Genomic DNA, 23,407 nt, shown 5'->3' on the forward strand with positions numbered 1-23,407 from the left:
AAACGCGATCGTCAGGCGAGTGAAACGAATTCACTTGCCTGGACTAATAACAAGATTCATTCCAAAGAATGGCTGCATGCGGCAAATAATGGGAAAATGGCTCGTTTAATGGAAGTCTGGTCGTCCTCAGGTAGGGGTCTTTTGTCGGAATCCGATGCAAATGTCTGGATATAACGCCTCGTGGACATTTTTTGCTCAGATTGCGGAGAAATAGCAACTGCGCAATCGTATGGCAGAGATGCATGCAAATGAGTCACCAGCGATTGCAAGTGAATGACAAATATGATGCTTGAATTGAAATCGTTGTCGCGAAGGGACTGTCGCCGCGCAACAAAAACGCCGAGCGAGTTGGCTCGGCGTTGGCCGGATTTTGTCGAAAGACGATGTGGCGTCGAAGCGCTGGTCTGCGTTGACCTGCATCGACGAATCTTAGGATTCGCCTGCTTCGGTCGCCTTGGCCAGCTTGCCTTGCCGAAGCTGAAGACGCTACAGCCTTCGGGGAAAACGCTCTAGATCGGGTTCAATTCGCTGGTCTTGATCACCATCGGAACCTACTTTGATCATCCGAGGGAGCAGATTTGCGATGGTAACCCCGCTACCAGCGCATGATCGCCGTGCCCCAAGAGAGCCCGGCGCCAAAGCCGGAGAGCAGAACGTTGTCGCCGCGGCGAATCTTGCCGGCTTGATACGCTTCGTCCAGCACCAGCGGAACGCTGCCGGCCGACGTGTTGCCGTAGCGATCGAGATTGATCACGACCTTCTCGCGATCGAAGCCCAGGTTCTCGCAAGCGGCGTCGATGATCCGCACGTTCGCTTGATGCAGCAGCACCAGCGAGATGTCGTCGGCCGTCAGTTGGGCGTGCGTCAGCACGTCTTGAATACTGTCAGTAATCACGCGGACCGCCCATTTGAAAACGCTGCGGCCATCCATGTGCAGAAAACCGCGACCAGCGGCCAGGCTTTGATCGTCCAGTCGTTCGGCCGAACCGCCGCCGGGAACGCAGAGCAATTCGCCTCCTTCCCCTTCGCTGCCAAGCGTGTAGGAGAGGAATCCTTGTTCTTCCGATCCGGCTCCTAATATGACGGCGCCTGCGCCATCGCCAAACAGCGGGTAGGTTCGCTTGTCGGCGGGATTGGCGATGCGAGACAGCAGATCAGCGCCGACGACCAACGCACGACGACTCGTTCCACAGCGTACGAACTGCGACGCGGTGATCATCGCGTACATAAAACCAGCACAAGCGGCGCTGACATCCATCGCCGCGCAGCGGATCCCCAGCCGATCTTGCAAGATGCAGGCTGTCGAAGGGGTCGGCATGTCGGGCGTGAACGTACCGACGACGATCAGATCGATTTCGCGCGGATCGACTCCGGCGTTTTCGATCGCCGCGTTGGCGGCCGCCAACGCCATGTCGCTGGTCGCCATGGTCGGCGGAGCATGCCGTCGCTCACGAATTCCGGTGCGTTGGATGATCCAGTCGGGGTCGCAGCCGAGCGAGGAGAGATCTTCGTTCTTGACGATATTCTCCGGCACGAAGCTGCCGACGCCGAGAACCTGCACGCCCAGCAGCTGTCGCAACGGACTGCGATCGGAGAGTTGTGAAACAGACTGCCCATCAATGGCAGCCGAGCTAGCCGACGGCATGTAGGGGAAATTCCTGGGGGTGGCGAACTTTTGGCGCGAATTGCCAGTATAACAAGCTTCGATCCATTTTCCACTTACGTGCGTCTGGTTGCTGGAGCCCGTAATACCACCTAAAATCGCACGCCAGCAATCGCTCGGCAGCCAACCAACATGACACGATGATCGAACTTCCCCCGGAATTGGAGTCGCCGCCCGTCCCTTGGACACGGCGCCACTTACTCGACCTCGAGAGTCTTTCCGCCGCAGAAATCACCACGGCGCTAGACGTCGCTCAGCGTTTTAAAGACGCAACTCGCGACTGTAAAGACAGATTACCGACATTAGCGGGGGTCACGTCGGTCAACCTCTTCTTTGAAGACTCGACCCGCACACGGACTAGTTTTTCGCTGGCCGCCCGCCGATTGGGGGCCGATAACATCGAATTCTCGGCTTCCAGCAGCAGCGTCTCGAAGGGAGAAACGTTGCTCGATACCGCCAAAACGATCGAATCGATGCAAATCGACGCGATGGTGGTTCGGCATCGATCGCCGGGCGCACCGCAAATGTTGGCGAAAAATCTTGATTGCTGCGTGATCAATGCCGGCGATGGCCCGCACGAGCATCCGACGCAAGGGTTGCTCGACATCCTGACCATTCGTCAGCATCGCGGCACGATCGCCGGGTTAACCGTAGCGCTGGTCGGCGATATTGCCCACAGCCGCACCGCTCGCTCCAACATCTGGGGCCTGCAGAAGCTGGGCGCTCATGTGATTGTCTGCGGTCCGTCGACGCTCGTCTCGAAGCAGTGGGAAAAGCTGGGAGTCGAAGTTTCGCACGATTTGGATGACATCGTCGCTCGCTGCGACGTCTTGAACCTGCTGCGGATTCAATTCGAGCGACAATACACGCGCCCCTTTCCGTCGGTCCGCGAGTACGCACTGCTCTATGCGATGAATCGCGAACGGATGGAGCAAGCGAAAGAAGATATCCTGATCATGGCGCCAGGCCCGATCAATCGCGGAGTTGAAGTGACGCCGGAAGTTGCCGACGGCTCGCAGTCGGTCATTCTGCATCAAGTGAACAACGGGTTGGCGGTGCGGATGGCCGCGTTGTATCTGGTCACCAAAGCGCCCCGGTAAAGAAAACATGACGACGATCCTGCTGAAAAATGGCCGCCTGATCGATCCGAGTCAACAACTCGATCGCGTGACCAATGTCTTGTTGAAGGATGAGATCGTCGCTTCCCTCGACGCCCAAGAGACGTACGCCGATCTGGTGATCGACGTGACCGGCAAGATCATCGCGCCGGGTCTGATCGACATGCACGTGCAACTGCGCGAGCCAGGCTGGGAAGAAGACGAAACGATCGCCAGCGGTGCGGCGGCGGCGATCGCCGGCGGTTTCACTTCGATCGCGTGCATTCCCAACACCGAACCTCCGCTCGATTCGCCTGCGAGTATCGAATACGTTCGCCACAAAGCGGCCCGCGCCGATAAGTGCAACGTCTTTGTCATCGCATGCGCCAGCAGTGGACGAAAAGGAGAGCAACTCTCCGAAATCGGCACGTTGGTCGAAGCAGGCGCCGTCGGCTTTAGCGACGCGTCTCGCGCGATCACCAATCCCGAACTGCTCCGCCGCGCGCTCGAATACACGCAGATGTTCGACAAGCCGGTTCTCAACCGACCGGAATTGATTGAGTTGACGCACAACGGCGTCATGCATGACGGCATGGTCTCGCTGGTGCTGGGACTCGCGCCGATTCCGGCCGCCGCCGAAGACGTGATGGCGGCCCGCGACATCTGCCTGTGTGAAACGACCGGCGGCCGGCTGCATCTGATGAGCGTCTCGTCGAGCGGAACCGTCGAAATCCTGCGTCGCGCCAAAGCGCGCGGCGTACGGACGACCGCCGAGATTCACCCCTGCAACTTTTCGCTGACCGACGAAGCGCTGCGAGAGTTTGATCCCAATTGCAAAGTCAATCCGCCGCTCCGTTCAGCCGATCATGTAGCGGCCTGCATCGCTGGCTTGAAGGACGGGACGATCGACGTCATCTCCAGCGGGCACGCTCCCCGCGCGTCGCAAAAGAAGATGCATGAGATGACCGACGCGCCGTTCGGCATGGTTTCGCTGGAGACGACGCTCGGCCTGACGGCGACCAAGTTAGTGCAGCCGGGACATTTGACCTGGAGCCAGGCGATCGACAAATTGAGTACGACTCCCGCACGTATTTTGGGTGTTCCGAAAGGAACGCTGATGGTCGGCGCCGACGCCGACGTCACGATTATCGATCCCGATTTGCCGTGGACGGTTGACACCTCCCAATTCGCTTCTCGCAGCTCTAACTGTCCGTTTGATGGTTGGAAATTGATCGGCAAAGCGACCAACGTGATCGTTGGCGGCGTCGTCAAGTTGTAGGCAGAACCCGAAAAACCAATTAGTTCGGGTCGATACGTTCGCTGAGAGAACGTAGAATTCCGCGCAGGCTTCCTTCTTCTGTTGCGGAAACGACCAATGCCCCTGATCATCGACGGCTACAACTTGCTCTACGCATCCGGCGTGGTCAGTTCGCTCGATGGGAACGGCAGTTTCGAGCAGGATCGCCTGATGCTGCTGGAGCTGATTCGCTCGATCGTCGATCCGCAGGAGATTCGCCAGACGGTCGTCGTCTTCGACTCGGCCAAGGCGCCCCCCGGTCTGCCGCGAACCGTTCGTTACCATGACATCGTAGTTCACTTCGCCTCCGAATATGCGGATGCGGATGAGATGATTGAAGTGCTGATCGAGCGCCATACGGCGCCCAAACGGCTAACCGTCGTCTCCAGCGACCATCGCGTTCAACGCGCCGCACGTCGCCGCAAAGCGACCGCGATCGATAGTGGGCAATGGATCAGCCTGATGCGACGCAAGCGTCAGGCTCAGATCAAAGCGGCCGAACAGCCAACCAAACCGCAGGCTCCCCCGTCTCAGTCCGAAGTGGCTCGCTGGATGCGTGAGTTCTCAGAGATCGATGTCGACCAAATTGCCCGTGAGCTGAAACCGCTGCGCACCCCCAATCGACCACCGCCGACCACGCCAAAATCGGCGCCGCCAAGCCTAGCGAAGCCGGCTGGAGAAGGGGATTCAGAAAAGCCGGAACTCGAAAATCCGTTTCCGGATGGTTTTGAAGAGGACGTTCGACAGCTGGGGAGCCAGCTGGGAGGTTCTGTCTTCCCGGCCGATTATCTCGATCAGATTGCCCGCGAGTTCTTTGACGACGACGACAAACCGTCACGTTAAGTCGTAGGTTTGGGCGCATCAGCAGAACTCTTATCAGCCGACGGGCATTAGCCCCGGTTTCTGAAGGTAACTCATTCGCGAGAGTCAAATGAGGGGCAAACCGCGGCTAACGCCGTGCGGCTGATTTCGATGGATGAAAGCTCACTTCGCCGCTTCTCGGCATAATCGTGCGCGCTCGCCCAATCCGTAAAAACCGGTCTAACCGGCACAGCCACGCAAACCGCACGTTTTTCCCAGATGTTGCATTTTAGCCACACGGTACACCGATCCCATACTTTGTAACCGACACGTAACCTTCCCCCTCTCGCGTTCGTTGGAGATCCTACTCGTGGCCAAAGCCCAAACCAGCAAATCGACCCCGCGTAAGACCGCTGCGAAAAAGACCGCCCCTGCGAAGAAGACCGAAGCAAAGCGGAGCCCGAAAGCGGCCGCGCCCAAGAAACGCGCCGCTACCAAGGCTGCGACCAAGGAAGAAGACGTCAAGTCGAAGGCGGCCGCCGAACAAGAAGTGACGATCGATCGCCGCCGCAAAGAAGAGGCGGTTCCGACCGAACGCCGAGCCAAAGTTGCTCGTCGCCGCCAGATCGACCCGACCACTTGCGAACGGGACTACAACAACGAAGAGATCGAATTCATGCAGGCCTTGGACGCCTACAAGCGGACCAGCGGTCGCATGTTCCCGACTTGCAGCGAAGTGCTAGAAGTGCTGAAAGCCTTGGGCTACCAGAAATCGATCGGCGGAGGCGACATGCCGGCCGAGCCAGAAATGCCGAGCGTTGAAGAGACGCCGATCATGGAAGACGCCGACCTGTAAGATCAAAAATCGCTATCACTGCTTGCTACCAGCGAAACAGGAAGGCCGTCCCCTCGGTCTTCCTATTTTGTTTCTTGAGCGATTCTCTCTTGTCGCGACGAAAAAATCTCTCTACTCTCCCCACGCGCGAAGAACTTTTCTTCCACTCACTTGTTGATTGGCCCCAACCGGGGACAACGGCAAAGCGATCAAATACACCAACTATGAGGGCTCGCAACGTGGGCGAACCATCAAATCAGCAGATTTCGGCCAAGTATTGGCTGCAACAAAGCGGCATTCTCTTGGCGCTGGCCTGCACTGGATGCCAAATGGCGGCCAGCAGTTCCAACGTCGCTGGCGTACGTGCGGTCGAAAGCGGTCAGCCGATGGCGGCCGTCAACCACTTCCATAATGCGCTGGCCAACGACCCGACCAACGCCGACGCGCTGTACAACATGGCTGCTACCTATCATGAGATGGCGAAAACCAACAACGATCCGGCGATGCTGAAGCAGGCCGAAGAGTTCTACAACCGCTGTCTCGACCAAGATCCCAACCATGTCGATTGCCACCGCGGCCTAGCGGTCATGTTGATCGACACCAAACAGCCCGACCGCGCCTACACGCTGATGGAACGTTGGGCTCAGCAAAATCCGAGTTCGGCTGATCCCAAGATTGAGTTGGCTCGACTTTACCAGGAATTTGGGGACGAGCAGTCGGCGCTGACCCAGTTGAATCAAGCGGTCGCGATCGACGCCAACAGTGCTCGCGCCTGGGCCGCTCTGGGAAACATGCGAGAAAAATCAGGCGATCTCAATCAGGCTTTGGCCAACTATCAACGATCCCTGCAGCTGAACAGCTTTCAAGACGGCGTCAGCACCCGCGTCGCGACCTTGACCCGACAAGGGGTTCAAGCCGATACACCATTTTCGCCAGCTGGCGATACCCGCATCGTTCAAAACCCCAACACGACGCAGCGATATTAGAGAATGTCGGGAGAAACGACTCCCTACCAGCGCGATCTGGCGTATGTCCACTCCGCCGGATACAGCCGCATCATGTTGCCTGTCGCACATGAGATGGCCTGGCGTCTGCGCGATCGCCAACTTTCTAGCGGCACGATCGTAGATCTGGGATGCGGCGCCGGTCAGGCAGCAGGCGAATATACTGCAGCCGGATATGACGCGATCGGCGTCGATCTCTCGCCGGCAATGATCGAGTTGGCTCAAAATATTGTCTCCAACGCTCGGTTTGAAGTAGGAAGCTGGACGAGCTGGCCATTGCCGCCGTGCGTAGCGATTTCGGCATTGGGAGAGGTCATCTGTTATCTCTCAAGCGGCGTCGATCCTGTCGCCGCGTTGCAAGACTTCTTTGCGAAGGCGTTTACGGCGCTTGCCGCCGGCGGATTGTTGGTCTTTGATGTCGTTGAGATCGGCTGGGGACGCGAATTGGCCCCCACTTGGACTGCCGGCGAAGATTGGCATTGCCTGGTCAAATACCAATATGAAGAAACCAAACATCAGCTGACGCGGCGGATCACTACCTTTCGCGCAGCCGGGGAACTCTACCGCCGACAAGACGAAGTCCATCGCCAACAGCTGTTCGGCCGCGACGAAGTCGCCCAGATGCTAGAGCAAGCTGGCTTTCAGGTCGAAGTCGCCGAGCGCTTTGGCGACTTCACCCCGCTATCAGGCCGAGCCTTTTTTGCCGCGACGAAGCGGTGATAAGAAAAGCGGAAAGCGGAACATCGTAGCCCGTTGCGCGAGCGAGGGAATGTGGTTGGCAATCCCAACTCGGATTGAATTGGCGAGCCGCTTTTCCTCGCTTACGCTAGAGGGCTAGTGTTTACTTGGCTCGAAAAAACGCAGCTTCAAAACTTTGGGCTACGAGGGAACCGCTCTAGAACGCCGCCCGCTTATTGAAGCCTAGCCGGCTTTTCGCCAGCAAAGCGCGAAATTTAGAAACCGGTCGAGGTTGAACGGACGCGGTTGTCAGCACGCCGGCCAAGTTGGTGACGTCAAAGTGAATCGCCTGGGCGGCGTCTTCAGCTTCCTCCGGATCACCGCAATAGACCACATCGATTAGCCGATCCGCTTGCCGCAATAGTTGCTGTCCGACGCGGCGATTTTTGCCCAGCGAGATGCTGTAGTAGGCCAAAATGTCGTTTTCGTCCGACAAATGGGTGATTTGGTAGGGGGCTTCCGCCGTTCCGTCGCCGGTGGCTAACAGACCTTCCAGCATGGTTTGGAAGAGGAAACGCTCAAGATCGGCCTCGCCGTAGCAGCCCATTTCGTTGGCGGCAATCCCCGCAAAGAAGTGCGCGGCGGGACTCGCGACCCAGGCGAACGGCATTTCGCAGGTCCGCCAGTACGTCTCGCGGAAGTCGCCGCGCTCGCACGCCGCTTCCAAGTCGAAGACGAACGAACCTTGCGGATCAAAATCGGGTTCCGCGGCTACCTCGACCTGCAACTGGGCGAAGCCCTGGCTGGTAGGTGATTGGAGATAGTTGCGATAAACGTCCGACATGCAAAGCCTCACCAACGTCGTCGACAAAACGGATGTTCGTGCTTCGGTAGGTCTGTTCTAGAAGCGTTGAACACCACGCGTGCGTCTTGTCTTAAAGGAGCCACGCGTTTACTTAACTCTTTTAGACTAACGAGCGCTCTATAGAAAGGCAATAACTTTCAAGCATGTAGCGCCGTAAATTTTCTCGGCATGATCCCAGCAACAAGGATGCGAACGCGCTGTGAACGTTGTCAGACGAACGCACGCACCGAGATCGAGACGCTGATCCGTGTTGATTCATTCTCATGCATCAAAGATGCGGTCAAGAAACAACAAAAGCCGCGATGAGTAACTCAACGCGACCTTGATTGGAAAGCTTCATTGGCCGCCGAACGACCACTTGCGACGCTTGGATTAGCCGAATGCGTCGAGCGAATTCCCTTTGCCTGCTTCTTTGCCGATGCGACCAGCCGACGCGATTAGTTCCACAATCGCATCCCCTTGTTGCTCGATGGCGTCGAGTCCTTTTTTCGCAACCGCGAAGTCAATCTGCGTCCGCGTTTGCGCTTCCTTGGCGGCGAGTACGCTCGAAACGGCCGGATCCAAACCTGTCATCATTACCCCTTAAGAAACAGTGTCGCTTATCTCAGGTATCGGCTCTCATCCGCCGGAAACTTGGGCGAAAATCGCCTTCCGGTCCCCAACTGCGGCTTGGCGCGATCATGCCGGATCGCCGGGCCTCTCATCGCGTTCCCCCGCGCGTTATCGACCGGATGGTGCGTATGTTTCGTCTTCTGCAGATGTTCGAAGTTAGGGAAATAGGCCTCTCACATTCCTCGTCGAGAGATCCTATCGGTTCATCGCGCTGCGCCGCAGTTGGGCTACTCCCCACAAAGTGGTGGAAATGCCAACGGCTGAGCTGCCAATCGAACCCGCTGATCGCCGGCGCTGCGGGTATCCACCGCTTCGAGGTCGGGCCAGGTTGCCCAAAAATGTTAGCTCAAACTTCGGCCTGACCAGCGCGGCGCCAAAACAGATCCTTGAATCGTCGCTCGGGATCGGTCCGCCCGCTTTAATCGGCCCGAAGTTGCAGCGGTTGCGGCGTTCTCTTGGTTAGAGCAAGAATCAGCAAAAACAACATGACGTTAACGGCGAGTCCCCAAGCCGAAGCGTGGATTGGCAGATAGATGGCCGCCGTTTGCACATGCGTTACCAGAGAATCGAGCGGCGCTAGGTCTACCCAGGCCGCAACCGTGGGAAAGAGGGGAGTAAATAGGAACGCAGTCGTAATGCCGGCGATTAGCCCCGAAGTTGCGGCCAGCGCCGTCCCGCGACGCAGGAACAGCACATCGATCGTCATCGGTAACAACTGAACGCTGAACGCGACTGCGAACAACGCCAGATCGACGATCATGCCCATAAACTCGGCGAGACTGCTTTCAGGGCGGCTACCCATCAAGACCAAGGCTAACGACCCAAGCGTGGCGGCAAGAATCACAAAACGTCCGACCCAAACACGCTCTCCTTCGCTGGCCTGCGGCCGAATGAAACGGTCGTAGATATCTCTCGTGACTAAAGCGCTGAGCGCATGCAGATTGCTGTCGGCGGTGCTCATCGCGGCCGCCATGATCGCGACAATCGTTAACGAGGCCAACGCCGTTCCCAGCGACGGCCCCAACAACTTTGGCAGGTGATCGCGCAGGACCACCACCAAAACCTGGTCATAACTCGCAATCTCCGGCGCAGGGCTGACGCCGTCGGCCGAAATTTGCAAAGGATAGAGCGCTTGGCTTCCCAATCCGACCAGCATAATTCCGAACATGAAGCAGCCGGTGAGCAAGAGGATAAAAATCAACGCACTTTTCTTGAGCGCGGCCTGATCGCGAGCCGCGTAGAATCGCATCCACTGGGCTGGTTGAATGATGCCGCCGATCGGCATCAGCAAGCAGATCGTAAAGAGCATCGGCAATTGCCAAAATCCGCTATTGCCAGGCACGGTAAGCGATGATTCCGGCAACTCGGCGACGGCGTCCCGAAATCCAGACAGCCCTCCGAGACTGGCCACCATCGCTACGCCGGCAAGCAACATCCCCAAGATCAACAAAATACATTGCAGCGCATCGGTCCAAGCGACGCTGCGCATGCCGCCGATCATGATGTAGAGCGCCGTGATCGCCGCGAGGACGATTGTGCCGACTTCAAAAGCGTAGTCGTAGTCGACGAATAACACCGCCGCGAGTTCGCCTCCAGCTTTCAACTGCATGATGATATAGGGAATCGCGAAGAGAAAACCGACGAGGGTAATTAATACCCGCAGTAACAAATGGCTGTCGTAGTGGTCGCACAGCATGTCGGCTTGGGTAACGTAACCATGCGCGCGGCCTGCCTGCCAAATTCGAGAGCCGAGCAAATAGACGCAAAAGCCGGCGATCGGTACGTTTAAACTGACCAGCGCAAACACGACTCCTTCGCGATAGACCATGCCGGGCGCTCCCAGCAAAGCGAAGGAGCTAAAGAAGGTCGCCATGATCGTCAGCGAGGAGATTAACCAACTCTGCCCTCGTCCGGCGAGATAGTAATCTTCTTCTCCTTGCTTGCTCTGGCGATAGCCGATCCAGCCGATTGCTAACAGCACGAGTAGATAGACGACTAGCACCACAAAGGGAATCGAGCCGATCAGGTCGCTGGCGGCGGTCGGATTGGTCGTCGCTTCGTTCATCGCAATTTCTCCTGCTCGCTCGATTTCGATTCCGGCTGATCGCGCCACAGGCAGCAATAGGAGATGATCGCGGCGACGCACAGGACGAAATACCAACCGATGCCCCAGGTGTAAACAAGCGGCAAGCCGAGAAACATCGTCGGCCGATTCACGAGCAAGACGCCTGGGCCGACGCCCATGACGATGGAGAAGATCACGATCGCGGTCATGAAATATCCCAGAACTTGAGAATTGCGACGTTCTTCCGGCGCCATACGACTCCTTCACAGCAAAAAAAGTGGCTTCGATTAAATTCGCAAGATCGGCGCATTGGCGGCCATTACGCCGTTTCTGCAGAGCTTGGTTCTCACAGACGCCTGAGCTAGGCGCGCGGCACTTCGGCGGTTTGCATTGCTTTCGACATCGACGCGTAGCAGAGCTTGGCCGATTCAATCGGGTCGTAGCCAGGCTTGCCCCAAACCATGCCGCTCACTTCGCAGTTCAGATCGCCGCGATATCCGCCTGCGTAGAACAAGCGAAAGATTCGCGAAAAATCGACGTTGTCCGATTTTCCGGGCAACTGAAACGCGACGTTCTTCCCTTGCTGCATCGCATCTTTCAAAGCGATATGAGCCGTATAGGGGAGGGCGGTTTGCACCGTTTCGTCGAGCGGCATTTCGCGAAATGCGTAATGGCTATAGTCATAGACCATGCGCAAGCAGCGGGGATTGCCGAGTTGCTGGATCAACCAAACCGCTTCGCTGGGACGCGACATTCCTCCGCCGCGATGCGGTTTGACGGCGATGACCACGTCATGTTGTTCGGCCAACTCGACCCACTGGCCGATTCGATCACGATAGAACTCGCGGAGTTCGTTCCAGTTTCCTCCGCCAAGCGTCGTTTGCACGAGCGGCTTTTGATCGATGCGCCAATCTTCGGCCAACTCGAACACCCCTTGCAGTCGGTCTAACTGCGACTGGCGTTCTTTTTCATCACGGCTTGGTTCCAGATGTTCCATCAGAGATGTGAGCTGCAACTGATTCTCGGCGAGAAGTTGACGAACGCGCTGGCGTCGCTTCGCTGGCATCTTGCCAGGCGCCGAATCCCAATCCGGACGCACCGCAATTTCAATCGCGTCGAACCCGATTTTCGCGACGGCTTGGATCGCATCTTCCGTTTGCAACGTCTTCATGCCATATGTGCTGAACCCTAACGTGCAACCATCTTGCGACGGTGCTTGGGCAGGCGAAGCAGCGGGCGAAGCGATCAGGATGGCAGCGGCGGCGCCTTGTAGAACTTGCCGACGAGATAGTCGCAACGGTTCGTTTGCCGACGACGATCGCACTTGGTCGATTGGCGAACTAAGCATGTATTTGCTCCTTGGCGCCATTGCCCAACGTCTGTTGCTTTTGCAGCAATTGAAGCAGCGGTTTAAACATCAATGCATAGTCATGCCAGGTTCGACAGGAGAGGAGATTGCCGTCTGTGACGAAAGGCTCGTCAACGTAGATTCCGCCGAACTGCGTGATATCTAACTCGCATTTGCCGACCGTTGTCGCTGTGCGTCCCGACAAGCAGCCAGCTGCGGCCGCCAATTCGACGCCGTGGCAAACGATCGCCACCGGCTTGCCCAGGTCGAAGAAGTGCTTGACGATGCGGAGCAGATCTTGGTCATATCGCAAATATTCGGGCGCTCTGCCGCCAGAAAGAAAGAGGCCATCGTAATCCGCCGGATTGATGTCGCGAAACGCGACGGTCGTGCGAATATGGTACGCAGGCTGTTCGCGGGTGATATCCCATGGGATCGGTTCCAGAGGAGGGATTTCGTGCATGACGCCGTGATAGGTGCGAACCTCCGGACCAGCGACGACCACCTCGTAGCCTTCTTCCGCCAAGCGAAAGACAGGGTAGAGGGTGTCCATCATTTCGGTGCCGTCACCAATGGGCAACAGTATGTTCCGCGCCATTTATTCTCCAGTCGATTCAGTTTTGAAAATTCGATCTCGTCTTAAAACGGAGTTTCCGTCAATCGAAGCTACGCCAATAGGTCTTCTACGATGTGTCCATGAACATCCGTGAGACGGAAGTCTCGGCCTGCGTATCGATAGGTGAGACGCGTATGGTCTAACCCCATGATCCGCAAGATCGTCGCGTGGAAGTCATGAATATGAACCATGTTCTCGGCGACTTGATTGCCAAGTTCGTCCGATTGGCCGTAGGTGATGCCCGGCTTGACGCCGCCGCCAGCTAGCCAGCACGAAAACGCCAAAGGATGATGGTTGCGACTCTTGGTTCCTTTGCCGTCTTGGGCCCACGGCGTGCGGCCGAACTCAGTGCAAAAGACGAGGAGCGTTTCTTCGAGCAGACCGCGCCGCTTTAGATCGGTAATCAACGCGGCGACCGGTTGATCGACGCGCTGTGCATATTTGGCGTGCGATTGAATATCGCGGTGGGCCGCGTCCCAGTTGTCGCTGCAGCTTCCTACCGCGTCGATGATCTCAACAAAGCGAACTCCGCGTTCCACCAGTCGCCTGGCCGTGATGCACTGCGACGCGTACGACTTGACGTCGCCGGGTTTCGATCCATACAAGTGCAGCGTTTCTTTGGTTTCTTGGGACAGGTCAAACGCTTCGGGAGCGGCGATCTGCAGCCCGCGCGCCGATTGGGCGGCGGCAATGCGTCCGGCCAGTTGCCCTCCATCTTGCCGCTGCTGTTGATGTTTTTGGTTGATCTTCGTCAACAGCTCAAATTCAAAGTCTCGAATCGTCGTGGGATTGGGGGACTGTAAAAACGGCAATGGGTCTTTGCCCGGCAAGATACGGACGCCGCTATGCAGCGCCGGTAAAAAGTTAGCGTCCCAGATTTGGGCGCCGCTGTACGGACGATGCTCCGATAAAACGACATGTGACGGGAGCTGCGGATTGAGCGAACCCAAGCCGAAACTGAGCCAGGCTCCGAAACTGGGCATTGCGACCGACGTACTGCCGGTGTGCAATTGCAAGGTCGCTTCGCCGTGATCGCTATGATCGCTGTTCATAGAGCGAATCAAGGCCACTTCGTGCATCACGTCGCGGATATGCGGAAACAGATCGCTCACTTCCGTACCGCATTGCCGGTTCGGGCGAAACTTCCACGCCGGCGCTTTCAGAAAGCGATCGATCTTCGGCATGCCGGTGACGATGACTTTCGGCTCTAAGCCGATCGATTGATCATGTTTTTGGGTCAAGACCGGCTTCGGATCAAACGTATCGACGTGCGAGTATCCGCCTGACATGTACAGCACGATCACATGCTTCGCCTGAGCCGGAAAATGCTGCGGCGCGTCGACTTGATCGGCGGCCAGGGTTGGACGTGCGACCGAAGCGCCGCAACCCAGCGCGACGCATGCGCTCAAGCCGCTTCGTAGCAGATCGCGTCGCTTGACGGTACGCTCTGGTTGATTCGATTGAGTCATGTCTTCTTACTCCACATGCATGAATTCGTTGCTGGCGAAGAGCGACTTGGCGACAGCCGTCCAAACGACTCGCCGCACCTCGGCCGGCTTGGCGTCGGCGTCGTCGATCTGCAAGGTCAAACTTGCCTTCGCTTCTAAAATCGCTTGCTGTTCGACCGAAGTGGGAGCGCGTCCATAGGCAAGCTCGTACGCCAGCTTGACCGCGGCTGCGTCTTCCTCGGATTCAGCGATGACTCGATCGGCGAAAGCCTTGGCTTGCTGCTGTACGAACGGCGAATTCAGCAAGTACAGCACTTGCGTGGGCAGCGCCGAAACGGTTCGTTCTTCCGTCGACTGATTCCGATCGGGGCCGTCGAACAAAGAGAAGAACGGTTGCCGGAACAATCGCTGAGTCATCAAGTAAATCGTGCGGCGGTTGCTGGGGAACTCTGCTTTAAATGGATTGTTCAGCGAGAACGAACGCTTTTTCCAATGCGGAAAAGGATGCTCGCCGCTGCGGCTAAGATCTAAGTTGCCGCTGATCGACAGCATCGCATCGCGGATCGCTTCCGCTTCTAACCGGCGTCGAGAGAATCGGCCCAGATATACGTTGTCAGGATCTTGACGAAGGCTCTCGGTCGTCGCGTGGGCCGAGAGACGATAAGTTCGCGAGAGTAAAATGCGACGGTGCAACGCTTTGAGCGACCAGCCATCTTCTTCGACGAACGTATTCGCAAGATAGTCGAGCAGTTCGGGATGCGAAGGCTTCGCGCCGCGCACGCCAAAGTTACTCGTGCTGGCGACCAGGCCGCGGCCCATGTAGTGTCGCCAAACCCGATTGACGATCACGCGAGCGGTCAACGGATGATCGGGCGCCGTAATCCAACGCGCCAGTTCGAGCCGTCCGGAGCCTTGCCTTTGCGGGAGTTCTCCTTGAGACAGAATCAACGGGAAACGTCGCGGGACGACGCGGCCCAGGTTTTCGGGGTTGCCCCGCAGGTGGATCTTCGCGTCGTGGGGTTCCGCTTCGCTCACCGCAAAAATCGCTTGGGCCGGCGGGTTGTCCGCCAAGCGATTCTTTTCTCGATTGATCCAATCGAGACCATGCAGCATCAGTTCGCGGAATTTTCCGTCATAGGCCGAGAGCGCTTTTTCGCGACGATCGGATAATTGGGCTCGTTGCTCCGCGCTCAGGTCGTCCGCTTTCAACTGATTGGAAACATCCTTGAACTCTTGCAGCGTCGGCTTTAGCCAGGCTCGACCACGGTTGTTAATTTGATACGAGTAGCGTTCGATCGTTTCAAAGTGTTCGTCGAGCAACGCTTGTTGTTCATGATCGGGAACGACCGGCGTCAGCGCCGAAGGCGATTTTTCATTCGACGCGCCCATCGTCGGATAACGCGTACTCTCGAACATGCCGTACAGACCGTAATAATCGGATTGCAGCAGCGGATCAAAGCGATGATCGTGACAGCGAGCGCATCGCAAGGTAATCCCTAACACGCTGCGTCCCAGCGTATCGAGCGTGTCTTCGATCATCAGATGCTTGTCTTCAAATTTCGTATTGCCGAAACGTCGCGATAAAGCGATGAATCCAGTCGCCGCCATCAGGCCGGCTGCGTCTTCTTGTTGCGGCGCTTCGTATGCAAGTAGATCGCCGGCGAGCTGAGCTTGAATAAAGCGATCGTACGGCATGTCGGCGTTCAGCGCATCAATCACCCAGTCGCGATAGAGATAGGCCGTCGGAATCGGAAAGTCTCCCACATCGCCTTGCGTATCGGCATAGCGGGCCAGGTCAAGCCAGTGACGCCCCCAACGTTCTCCATACCGGGGCGAAGCCAATAAGCGATCGACCACTTTGGCGAAAGCGTCGGTGGATCGATCGTTCAGAAATGCGTCGATCTCTTCCGGCGTCGGCGGCAGTCCGGTTAAATCAAACGTCACACGTCGAATGAGCGTCCGCTTGTCGGCCAAATCGTTGGGCGAGATATCTTGCTCTTGCAGCTTTGCAAACACGAAACGATCGATTTCGTGCTCGTTCCATTCAGGCTGGTCGATTTTTGACGCAGTTGGATGCAAGCGAGGTTGAAAAGCCCAATGATCCGATTCGACCTGTTCTTCGATGGTTTCCGAATTTGCCGCGTCGTCAGGCATCTCTTCGCTTTGCGGCCAAAAGGCTCCATCGTCGATCCAGCGGCGCAGATCCTCAATTTGACGCTTGGTGAGACGATCGCTTTCATCCGGCGGCATCTTCAACGCTTTGTGATTCCATTGGACGGCTTGAATCAACAAACTTTCGGACGCTTTGCCAGGCGTGATCGCCGGGCCGAATTCGGCGCCTCGCAGCAGAGCGGCTCGCGAGGTAAACGCTAACGGCGACTCTCCAAATTCATCGCCGGTATGACAACCAACGCAACTTTCGAGAAACAACGGACGAATCTTGTTCTCGAAAAACTCTTCGCGCTGCGTCAACAACGCTAGTTGGCTCGCTTTCAGCGATTCGTCGTCTGCTTTCGTCGCTTTATAACGACGCCGCACTTCCTGCAAATCCAACGCCACATTAAACAAGGCCAGATCGTCGATCGCGCCGCGCCAGGGAGACGCTGCGCGATGATCATTTCCCAATACGAGCGGGCCATCGTGTTCGATCGGGCCGAGATCGCTGCGCAGCGGTTGCTCGGCGACTAACTCACCATCACGAAATGCGCGAATGCCCCATTGGTCGGAGTTCTCGGCCGATCGATCGACGCTTATCACATAGTGATGCCATTGGCCGTCTCCGGCGCCGGTTTTCGTCAGCGGCGCGATCTCGATACCGGCCTGCCGCGATTGGGCGTCCGTCATCCGAAAGTAATAGCCGCCGTTTTGCCGCGCTCGATAGAACCAGGTCGAGTTGGCGACAAAACCCCGGTGATCCGCATAATAAAGGATCGCGTAATTCGTGCGTCCATCCGGCGCTGGAGCAGCGTCCAAGATCCAGGCTTCCCATGAGAACGATCCGGCGAGCAATTTTTGCAGCGTTTGTTGCGCTGCGCCATTCACGGCGATCTCAATTCGCGCTTGCGTAAGTTCAGGCCCAAATTCGACGATCGATTCTCTGCCGCTCGTCGCATGAGCGAACCGTTTCGCTCCCGCGAAATAACGGCCGTGGAGTTCTCCATCTCCTCGATCATGGCAGACGTCATCAGCCGTTTCGTCAAACTGCCATTGGGCGAGCGGACGCATGAGCGATGCGGGGTCTGGCGATTCTGCGTATCCCGGCGCTGCGGTGGCTAACAGCGACCATCCGATTAGCAGAGTCCGCATCCTGGCGGCATGGTTCAATGCGAAATTCATTTGGATTTCAATTCAAAGTTGAGTTCAGTCGACGGCGCAACAACATCGTGAATCAGTTCGGATTTGGCGTTGTAACGTTCTGGGACCGCATCGACCATTTCTTCTACAACCGAGCCTTGCGGCGCATATTCATCAGGCGGCACTTGGACCATGCGTCCCGTTTTTCGCTTGCCAGCGATGCGAACCAGATGTTGCCCTGGGGGAGGTCCGGTGATCGCATCTAACTGGTAACGTCCATTCGCGATTCGTCCGCCTGACATGGGGCCTTTCGTATCGCCCTGCGGGAAGAACTGGATGGTGCCGTGATCTAACGGTTGGCCGTCGACCGTCACCATGCCGGAAACCGGGATGCGGTCGATATCGGATGGAGCGGCGCAACCTGCAAACACCATGAGTCCGCAAACGAGAAGTCTCCCTCGCGAACGTTCAAAGATGGTCCACAGAAATTGATTGGCTATCACTGGAGTTTCTCCTCGAGAGGGGAACATGAAGGGGGATAGGATGTTGGCTACGGATTGGCGTTGACTTCATGTCCATGCGCAGTTGAACTTGCTCGCCAGATTGCTAGGTCGATTGTTTCGCTGACGAACCGCACCGAACCGTCGCAATGAGCAGCTTGCACGCCTCCGGGGTGTTGGCTGCGCGCGGCGACCACTTGCTTATGCACGTTGGTCCAATCTCCCGACAAAAGCGTCGTGCAGAAACCAATCGTATCTTGTTCGCTTGTCGGCGCCGCTTGCCGCGTGATCTCGTCGCATGCCGAAGCATTGGGGGACAACCACGAAGTAAAGCCTTGGCCGCCGGTTCCCCGGGTGAACTCGCCATGAATAGGATCGCCCTCCACGGCGAGACTTTCCGACATCAGCATCGTTCCCGAGAGACCATCTTTCAGATCGCGAAAACGGAGATAGACTCCCTGCGTAAAGGGAGCGCCTTTAAACGTCTCGGAATCTTTAGTTTGCTGGCCATAATTGGTGTTGCCAAAGTTGACCGTGTAGTTCCCCTTCCAACGCACAAATTGCGGCGTATCGTCGTAAACCAGCTTCATGCCAGCCGTGGGGCATTCAAACGCTTCGACGCGAACGCGGCGCGGAGCTTCGTTGGTATTCGCTCCTGATTGATTGTTCATCCAAGAGACGTTTTGATCGATTATGTCAAACAGGGCCGCTTGTTCGATGAAGGGGAGAATCGGCTGGCACCAACTCTGATCGTCCACCCAAGCTCCCCCCGCGGAATGCTCGGGCGTTAGCGAATTACCTGGCAAAGCCCCTTTGATCCGCGAGCCCGGCGGCAGCGCTGTGAACGTATCGTGATAGTTATGCATGGCCAGACCGAACTGTTTCAGCTTGTTGTTGCACTGCGTTCGACGCGCGGCTTCACGTGCTTGTTGCACGGCGGGAAGTAATAATGCGATCAATACGCCGATGATGGCGATCACTACCAGTAACTCGACGAGCGTGAAGCCATATCGCCGGAAGTGGATGGAATTCGACATTGGACGACTCGCATGAGATGAATTGGGATGCAGCTACAACGACGGAAGAAATTCGTGATTCCCCTGCCGTAGAGCCTGGGGACTTTAGTTGCTGATCGCTTCCCCTCCTTGCGAAGTCGAACTGGCTCGCCAAACCGCCAAGTCGATGGTCTCGGCGACGAACCGGACCGAACCGTCGCAGTTCGCCGCTTGCACTCCGCCAGGGTGCCAGCTGCGTGCTGCGAGGACTTGCGCCTGAACTTTGGTCCAATTGCTGGCTAAGAGCGTCGTACAAAATCGAACGCGCGCTTGCTCGCCGGCCGTCGGCTCTTGCCGTGTAATCTCGTCGCAGGCCGATGCGTTGGGAGACAGCCAAGTCGTAAATTGTTGGCCGCCGGCGCTGGTGCTATAAGCGCCGTGCATTGGATCACCCTCCATCGCAATGCTTTCCGACATCATCAAGGTTCCCGATAGCCCGTCGTTAATATCACGGAATCGCTGGTTCTCTCCTTGTCGAAAAGGAGCCCCCAGAAACGAAACCGAACTTTTCGTCTGCTGACCGTAGTCGGTGTTGCCGAAGTTCACTACATAGTTTCCTTTCCAGTAGACGAACTGAGGCGTACCCTCGTTGACCAAGATCATTTCTGCGGAAGGGCATTCAAACTGTTCGACCTTCGCTCGACGGGCCGCCTCATTCGTGTTCGCGCCTGAAGCGCTGCTCATCCAAGCGACGGTCGGATCGATCTGATCGAACAACGGACCTTGTTCAATAAACGGCAAGATCGGCTGGCTCCAGGATTGATCGTTGACCCAACTGCCGCCTGCTGGATGAGAGGGGGTTGTCGAGTTTCCGGGGAACTCGCCTTTGAGTCGCGAACCCGGCGGCAGCGCGCCAAAGGTGTCGTGATAGTTGTGCATGGCTAGACCGAACTGCTTGAACTGATTGCCGCATTGGATGCGTCGCGCCGCTTCTCGCGCTTGCTGAACAGCAGGCAGCAACAAGGCGATCAAAACCCCAATAATGGCGATCACCACCAGTAATTCGACGAGCGTAAACGCGTTTCGGCGGAGAAATTTTGAAATGGACATAGGACGCCTCGCTTGCGATGAATAGGGAGTCATATCATGTCAAGAGGAAGCGGTAGAGAAGCGAGTCGCCTTCTCTTTCCGCAGAGAATGGGGACTCTATTGGCTGATCGATTCGCCTCCTTGCGAAGTTGAATTGGCTCGCCATACCGCCAAGTCGATGGTCTCTGGGACGAATCGCACCGAGCCGTCGCAGTTGGCTGCTTGTACGCCGCCTGGGTGCCAGCTGCGCGCGGCGACGACTTGCACTTGAACTTTCGTCCAGTTGCTGGCCAACAACGTTGTGCAAAATTGAACGCGCGCTTGCTCGGCGGCCGTCGGCTCTTGGCGCGTAATCTCATCACAAGCCGATGCATTGGGAGAGAGCCAAGTTGTAAACTGTTGACCGCCGGTCGAACGCGAGAAATCTCCATGGATCGGATCGCCTGACATCGCGATACATTCTGACATCATTAAGGTTTGTGAAAGTCCATCTTTGATGTCTCGGAACTTTTGATTTCGCCCCTGGCGAAATGGCGCCCCTTTGAACGTGACCGAGCTTTTCGTTTGTTGCCCATAATCGGTATTGCCGAAATTGACGACGTAATTTCCTTTCCAACATTCGTATTGATGCGCTGTGGGGATCGGCGTGAATATCATCTCGGCCGAAGGACATTCAAAGGCGGCGACCCGAGTTTCCCGTGCGGTTTGCGTGCTGGTGCTTCCGTTCCAACAGACGGTGGAGTCGATGATGTCGAATAAAGCCGATTGCTCGATGAACGGAAGAATCGGCTGATACCAACTTTGATCGTCTACCCAACTGCCGCCGCTGGGATGCATCGGCGTCGACGAATTGCCAGGAAACGCGCCTTCTATTCGCGAGCCCGGAGGCAACTTGCCAAAAGTGTCGTGATAGTTGTGCATGGCTAAGCCGAATTGCTTGAACTGATTGCCGCATTGAATGCGTCGCGCCGCTTCTCGCGCTTGCTGGACGGCAGGCAATAGTAAGGCGATCAAGACTCCAATAATGGCGATCACCACAAGCAGTTCGACGAGGGTGAAGCCTCGGCGGCCTGGGGAATCAAATTGATACATAGAACACCTGATGGGGACGAATGGATGGAGCGGAAGATAAAGCGACTAGATTTACTAGGGGGAAGTGGTCGCCGTTAGGGTGAATTACTGAATGAACTGATCTTATTATTAGAATTCCTTTCCCCAGAATTACTATTCTGCATTTGCATAAAAGAGTTACACTATTTTGTCAGCGCAGGCGGTCTTGAAAGCGGCGTCTCATAAATTCACTCGCTGCTAATTTGGTGAGAAAATCGATGCGACGAGTTGCCCTGATTATCGAAACGTCGCGGACCTATGGACGCGATCTGTTGCGTGGAATCAGGCGATATACGCAAGAGCACGAACCATGGTCGTTGTTTGTGGAAGCCCGCGACCTCGACTCGACGCCGCCCTCTTGGCTGCGCAGTTGGCATGGAGACGGAATCTTGACTCGCTCCGGGAGCAAAGCGATCGCGGCGGCGGTTCGACAGACAGGGATACCGGCCATCGAGTTAAGATCGCGTCGCTGGAATTCAAAGCTGCCTCATTTGGGCATCGACAATGGGCTGGTCGCTTCGCTAGTGGCCGAGCACTTTTTGGAACGCGGGTTCCAACATTTCGGCGTCTTCGCACTCGATGTCGAACCCTTCTTTGTCGAACGCCGCAAAAATTTCGTCTCCTATTTGAAGCAACGCGGATTTTCTTGTTCGGTCTTTCGCCAACCGGGGCGACTCGAGAAGTCAGAAGCTTGGGAATCGCAGCAACAAAAACTGATGGACTGGATCTACGAACTCCCTCGGCCGACCGCCATCATGGCATGTACCGATCAGCTTGGGTGTTGGCTGCTCGACGCTTGCTTTCGACTTTCGGTGCGCGTACCGGAAGAAGTCGCCGTCGTCGGCGTTGAAAACGACGAGGTAATCGCCACCATGAGCACGCCGCCGCTGAGCAGCGTCCGCTTTCCTGGCGAACAGATCGGTTATGAGGCGGCCCGGTGGTTAGAAAGAATGATGAACGGCGAAACGCTCCTTAGCCAATCGACGCTCATGGCGCCGATCTGCGTCGAGACGCGTCAATCATCCGACATTGTTGCGATCAGCGACCCGTGGCTCTCTCATGCGATAAAAGTCATTCGTGAGCGAGCCTGCGCTGGACTGACGGTGGCGGATCTCTTGGCCGAAGTTCCGTTATCACGAAGTTCGCTGGAACGCGGGTTTCGGCAGTTTCTCGATCGTTCCCCCAACGAAGAAATCGTGCGAATTCGTATCGATCAGGTCTGCCGTCTGTTACGCGAAACCGATATGAGCCTGGATGTGATCGCCCAACGCACTGGTTTCGCTCGAGCGCAATATTTGCTGCAAGTCTTCCGCAAGATTAAGGGTGCGACGCCTGGCGCCTATCGGCGATTGCATAAACCTCGATAAGGCATTTTTCGCTGCGACAACGATTGTTTTATTACTGCGCCGCCCCGATCCACCGCTTGCGTCAAACTTCGTTCGGTCAAAAGGTCTGACCAACTTTTAGCGGGCGAATTTCGAGCTATTCGGCGCCGGTAGTTGAAGCCGGATGCACCCCCAAAGCGTTCTCTTGTCACTCAAAATGAACCGTCTTCAAGTCAAATTGGTTTGCCCTACCAAATCGAAATTGGCTCTTGCAGTACATCGGTAGCGGCCTAGGCTGACGGTTAAGCGATGATCGATGGTTGGGTGATTTGTCCGTTTTGAGAACCGCTGCTTAAATCATTATCCCCTTCCTTGTTTCGCTCTCCCGCAATTTGTCGAGTGGCGTGAAACGCCATCCCCACCACGACCCTTTCAAGCACTCAGCGACGCTTGTAGTGAAATCGCCGCTTTCAGCGCAAGGCGCCTCCCTCTCCGCATGCATTCCGAACAAGGAAACTGAATTGTGAAAAGCAGAACATCTCGTGTTACGTTCCGAAAAGCCGTTCTTTTGTTGTTCATCATTGTTGTCGCAGCGGAGATCGCAAGCCCTCGGCGAGCCTACGCAGATAACTTTGAGCCTCCTGCGGACATCTCGCACGATTTGAAGTCACGCTCCACTTGGCATGCGCTAGATGATCAAAAAGAGCTTGCGCGTGTTGCGGCTGAAGCCCTTCGGCCAGAGGTTTTCATCACGCCGACGCCAAA

Annotated in this window: 20 protein-coding genes; 7 read left to right on the forward strand and 13 right to left on the reverse strand. The window is 56.5% G+C overall.

Annotated elements, in window-relative coordinates; translation table 11 throughout:
* Window positions 1-595: 595 nt before the first annotated feature.
* Window positions 596-1,645, reverse strand: a complete 1,050-nt coding sequence (locus M4951_RS05240; RefSeq protein ID WP_262025426.1) for a beta-ketoacyl-ACP synthase III — start codon at window positions 1,643-1,645, stop codon at window positions 596-598.
* Window positions 1,646-1,803: 158 nt separating this feature from the next.
* On the opposite strand from M4951_RS05240, the gene M4951_RS05245 reads away from it, so the two are divergent.
* From M4951_RS05245 to M4951_RS05270, 6 genes are all read left to right on the forward strand, one after another.
* Window positions 1,804-2,763, forward strand: coding sequence for an aspartate carbamoyltransferase catalytic subunit (locus M4951_RS05245; protein WP_262025427.1), 960 nt, complete (start codon window positions 1,804-1,806; stop codon window positions 2,761-2,763).
* A 7-nt stretch (window positions 2,764-2,770) separates the two neighbouring features.
* Window positions 2,771-4,039, forward strand: a complete 1,269-nt coding sequence (locus M4951_RS05250; protein ID WP_262025428.1) for a dihydroorotase — start codon at window positions 2,771-2,773, stop codon at window positions 4,037-4,039.
* Window positions 4,040-4,135: 96 nt separating this feature from the next.
* On the forward strand, window positions 4,136-4,900 hold the full coding sequence (locus M4951_RS05255) for an NYN domain-containing protein (protein WP_262025429.1): 765 nt from the start codon (window positions 4,136-4,138) through the stop codon (window positions 4,898-4,900).
* A gap of 328 nt (window positions 4,901-5,228) precedes the next feature.
* Window positions 5,229-5,714 (forward strand): hypothetical protein, encoded by a 486-nt coding sequence (locus M4951_RS25625; RefSeq protein WP_410050420.1) that lies wholly within the window; start codon window positions 5,229-5,231, stop codon window positions 5,712-5,714.
* Between the two features lie 218 nt (window positions 5,715-5,932).
* On the forward strand, window positions 5,933-6,679 hold the full coding sequence (locus M4951_RS05265) for a tetratricopeptide repeat protein (RefSeq protein ID WP_262025430.1): 747 nt from the start codon (window positions 5,933-5,935) through the stop codon (window positions 6,677-6,679).
* Between the two features lie 3 nt (window positions 6,680-6,682).
* A complete protein-coding gene (locus M4951_RS05270; RefSeq protein WP_262025431.1) occupies window positions 6,683-7,417 on the forward strand; it encodes a class I SAM-dependent methyltransferase in 735 nt (244 codons plus the stop codon).
* A gap of 175 nt (window positions 7,418-7,592) precedes the next feature.
* Here the strand turns inward: M4951_RS05270 and M4951_RS05275 are convergent, their stop codons facing one another.
* From M4951_RS05275 to M4951_RS05330, 12 genes are all read right to left on the reverse strand, one after another.
* On the reverse strand, window positions 7,593-8,219 hold the full coding sequence (locus M4951_RS05275; protein ID WP_262025432.1) for a hypothetical protein: 627 nt from the start codon (window positions 8,217-8,219) through the stop codon (window positions 7,593-7,595).
* Window positions 8,220-8,612: 393 nt separating this feature from the next.
* Entirely contained in the window at window positions 8,613-8,816 is a 204-nt protein-coding gene (locus M4951_RS05280) for a hypothetical protein (RefSeq protein ID WP_002651528.1), read from the reverse strand.
* A gap of 454 nt (window positions 8,817-9,270) precedes the next feature.
* The gene (locus M4951_RS05285) at window positions 9,271-10,917 is read right to left on the reverse strand and encodes a sodium:solute symporter (protein WP_262025433.1); all 1,647 of its coding nucleotides are present in this window, start codon (window positions 10,915-10,917) and stop codon (window positions 9,271-9,273) included.
* Complete coding sequence (locus M4951_RS05290; RefSeq protein ID WP_262025434.1) at window positions 10,914-11,171, reverse strand: hypothetical protein; 258 nt, start codon at window positions 11,169-11,171, stop codon at window positions 10,914-10,916. The genes M4951_RS05285 and M4951_RS05290 overlap by 4 nt, the downstream gene beginning before the upstream one ends.
* A 107-nt stretch (window positions 11,172-11,278) precedes the next feature.
* Window positions 11,279-12,265, reverse strand: a complete 987-nt coding sequence (locus tag M4951_RS05295) for a sugar phosphate isomerase/epimerase family protein (protein WP_262025435.1) — start codon at window positions 12,263-12,265, stop codon at window positions 11,279-11,281.
* A complete protein-coding gene (locus tag M4951_RS05300) occupies window positions 12,258-12,863 on the reverse strand; it encodes a DJ-1/PfpI family protein (protein ID WP_262025436.1) in 606 nt (201 codons plus the stop codon). Before M4951_RS05300 ends, M4951_RS05295 begins: the two co-directional genes overlap by 8 nt.
* A gap of 68 nt (window positions 12,864-12,931) precedes the next feature.
* Window positions 12,932-14,350: a DUF1501 domain-containing protein gene (locus tag M4951_RS05305; RefSeq protein ID WP_262025437.1), complete on the reverse strand. Its 1,419-nt coding sequence runs from the start codon at window positions 14,348-14,350 to the stop codon at window positions 12,932-12,934.
* 6 nt (window positions 14,351-14,356) lie between these two features.
* A complete protein-coding gene (locus M4951_RS05310) occupies window positions 14,357-17,665 on the reverse strand; it encodes a DUF1553 domain-containing protein (protein ID WP_262025438.1) in 3,309 nt (1,102 codons plus the stop codon).
* Complete coding sequence (locus M4951_RS05315) at window positions 17,662-18,126, reverse strand: hypothetical protein (protein WP_262025439.1); 465 nt, start codon at window positions 18,124-18,126, stop codon at window positions 17,662-17,664. Before M4951_RS05315 ends, M4951_RS05310 begins: the two co-directional genes overlap by 4 nt.
* A gap of 47 nt (window positions 18,127-18,173) precedes the next feature.
* Window positions 18,174-19,160: a DUF1559 domain-containing protein gene (locus M4951_RS05320; RefSeq protein ID WP_262025440.1), complete on the reverse strand. Its 987-nt coding sequence runs from the start codon at window positions 19,158-19,160 to the stop codon at window positions 18,174-18,176.
* 84 nt (window positions 19,161-19,244) lie between these two features.
* Entirely contained in the window at window positions 19,245-20,228 is a 984-nt protein-coding gene (locus tag M4951_RS05325; RefSeq protein ID WP_262025441.1) for a DUF1559 domain-containing protein, read from the reverse strand.
* Between the two features lie 96 nt (window positions 20,229-20,324).
* Entirely contained in the window at window positions 20,325-21,299 is a 975-nt protein-coding gene (locus M4951_RS05330) for a DUF1559 domain-containing protein (protein WP_262025442.1), read from the reverse strand.
* Window positions 21,300-21,535: 236 nt separating this feature from the next.
* Here M4951_RS05330 and M4951_RS05335 point away from each other — a divergent pair, with 236 nt between their 5' ends.
* Window positions 21,536-22,684, forward strand: coding sequence for a XylR family transcriptional regulator (locus tag M4951_RS05335; protein ID WP_262025443.1), 1,149 nt, complete (start codon window positions 21,536-21,538; stop codon window positions 22,682-22,684).
* Window positions 22,685-23,407: the final 723 nt, after the last annotated feature.

This window comes from Blastopirellula sp. J2-11 (assembly GCF_024584705.1).
GTDB lineage: Bacteria > Planctomycetota > Planctomycetia > Pirellulales > Pirellulaceae > Blastopirellula.

Excerpts from the sequence above, each read along its gene's own strand:
- M4951_RS05240 (WP_262025426.1), bottom strand. The coding sequence starts at position 1,645 with ATGCCGTCGGCTAGCTCGGCTGCCATTGATGGGCAGTCTGTTTCACAA.
- M4951_RS05245 (WP_262025427.1), top strand. The coding sequence starts at position 1,804 with ATGATCGAACTTCCCCCGGAATTGGAGTCGCCGCCCGTCCCTTGGACA.
- M4951_RS05250 (WP_262025428.1), top strand. The coding sequence starts at position 2,771 with ATGACGACGATCCTGCTGAAAAATGGCCGCCTGATCGATCCGAGTCAA.
- M4951_RS05255 (WP_262025429.1), top strand. The coding sequence starts at position 4,136 with ATGCCCCTGATCATCGACGGCTACAACTTGCTCTACGCATCCGGCGTG.
- M4951_RS05270 (WP_262025431.1), top strand. The coding sequence starts at position 6,683 with ATGTCGGGAGAAACGACTCCCTACCAGCGCGATCTGGCGTATGTCCAC.
- M4951_RS05275 (WP_262025432.1), bottom strand. The coding sequence starts at position 8,219 with ATGTCGGACGTTTATCGCAACTATCTCCAATCACCTACCAGCCAGGGC.
- M4951_RS05280 (WP_002651528.1), bottom strand. The coding sequence starts at position 8,816 with ATGATGACAGGTTTGGATCCGGCCGTTTCGAGCGTACTCGCCGCCAAG.
- M4951_RS05285 (WP_262025433.1), bottom strand. The coding sequence starts at position 10,917 with ATGAACGAAGCGACGACCAATCCGACCGCCGCCAGCGACCTGATCGGC.
- M4951_RS05290 (WP_262025434.1), bottom strand. The coding sequence starts at position 11,171 with ATGGCGCCGGAAGAACGTCGCAATTCTCAAGTTCTGGGATATTTCATG.
- M4951_RS05295 (WP_262025435.1), bottom strand. The coding sequence starts at position 12,265 with ATGCTTAGTTCGCCAATCGACCAAGTGCGATCGTCGTCGGCAAACGAA.
- M4951_RS05300 (WP_262025436.1), bottom strand. The coding sequence starts at position 12,863 with ATGGCGCGGAACATACTGTTGCCCATTGGTGACGGCACCGAAATGATG.
- M4951_RS05305 (WP_262025437.1), bottom strand. The coding sequence starts at position 14,350 with ATGACTCAATCGAATCAACCAGAGCGTACCGTCAAGCGACGCGATCTG.
- M4951_RS05310 (WP_262025438.1), bottom strand. The coding sequence starts at position 17,665 with ATGAATTTCGCATTGAACCATGCCGCCAGGATGCGGACTCTGCTAATC.
- M4951_RS05320 (WP_262025440.1), bottom strand. The coding sequence starts at position 19,160 with ATGTCGAATTCCATCCACTTCCGGCGATATGGCTTCACGCTCGTCGAG.
- M4951_RS05325 (WP_262025441.1), bottom strand. The coding sequence starts at position 20,228 with ATGTCCATTTCAAAATTTCTCCGCCGAAACGCGTTTACGCTCGTCGAA.
- M4951_RS05330 (WP_262025442.1), bottom strand. The coding sequence starts at position 21,299 with ATGTATCAATTTGATTCCCCAGGCCGCCGAGGCTTCACCCTCGTCGAA.
- M4951_RS05335 (WP_262025443.1), top strand. The coding sequence starts at position 21,536 with ATGCGACGAGTTGCCCTGATTATCGAAACGTCGCGGACCTATGGACGC.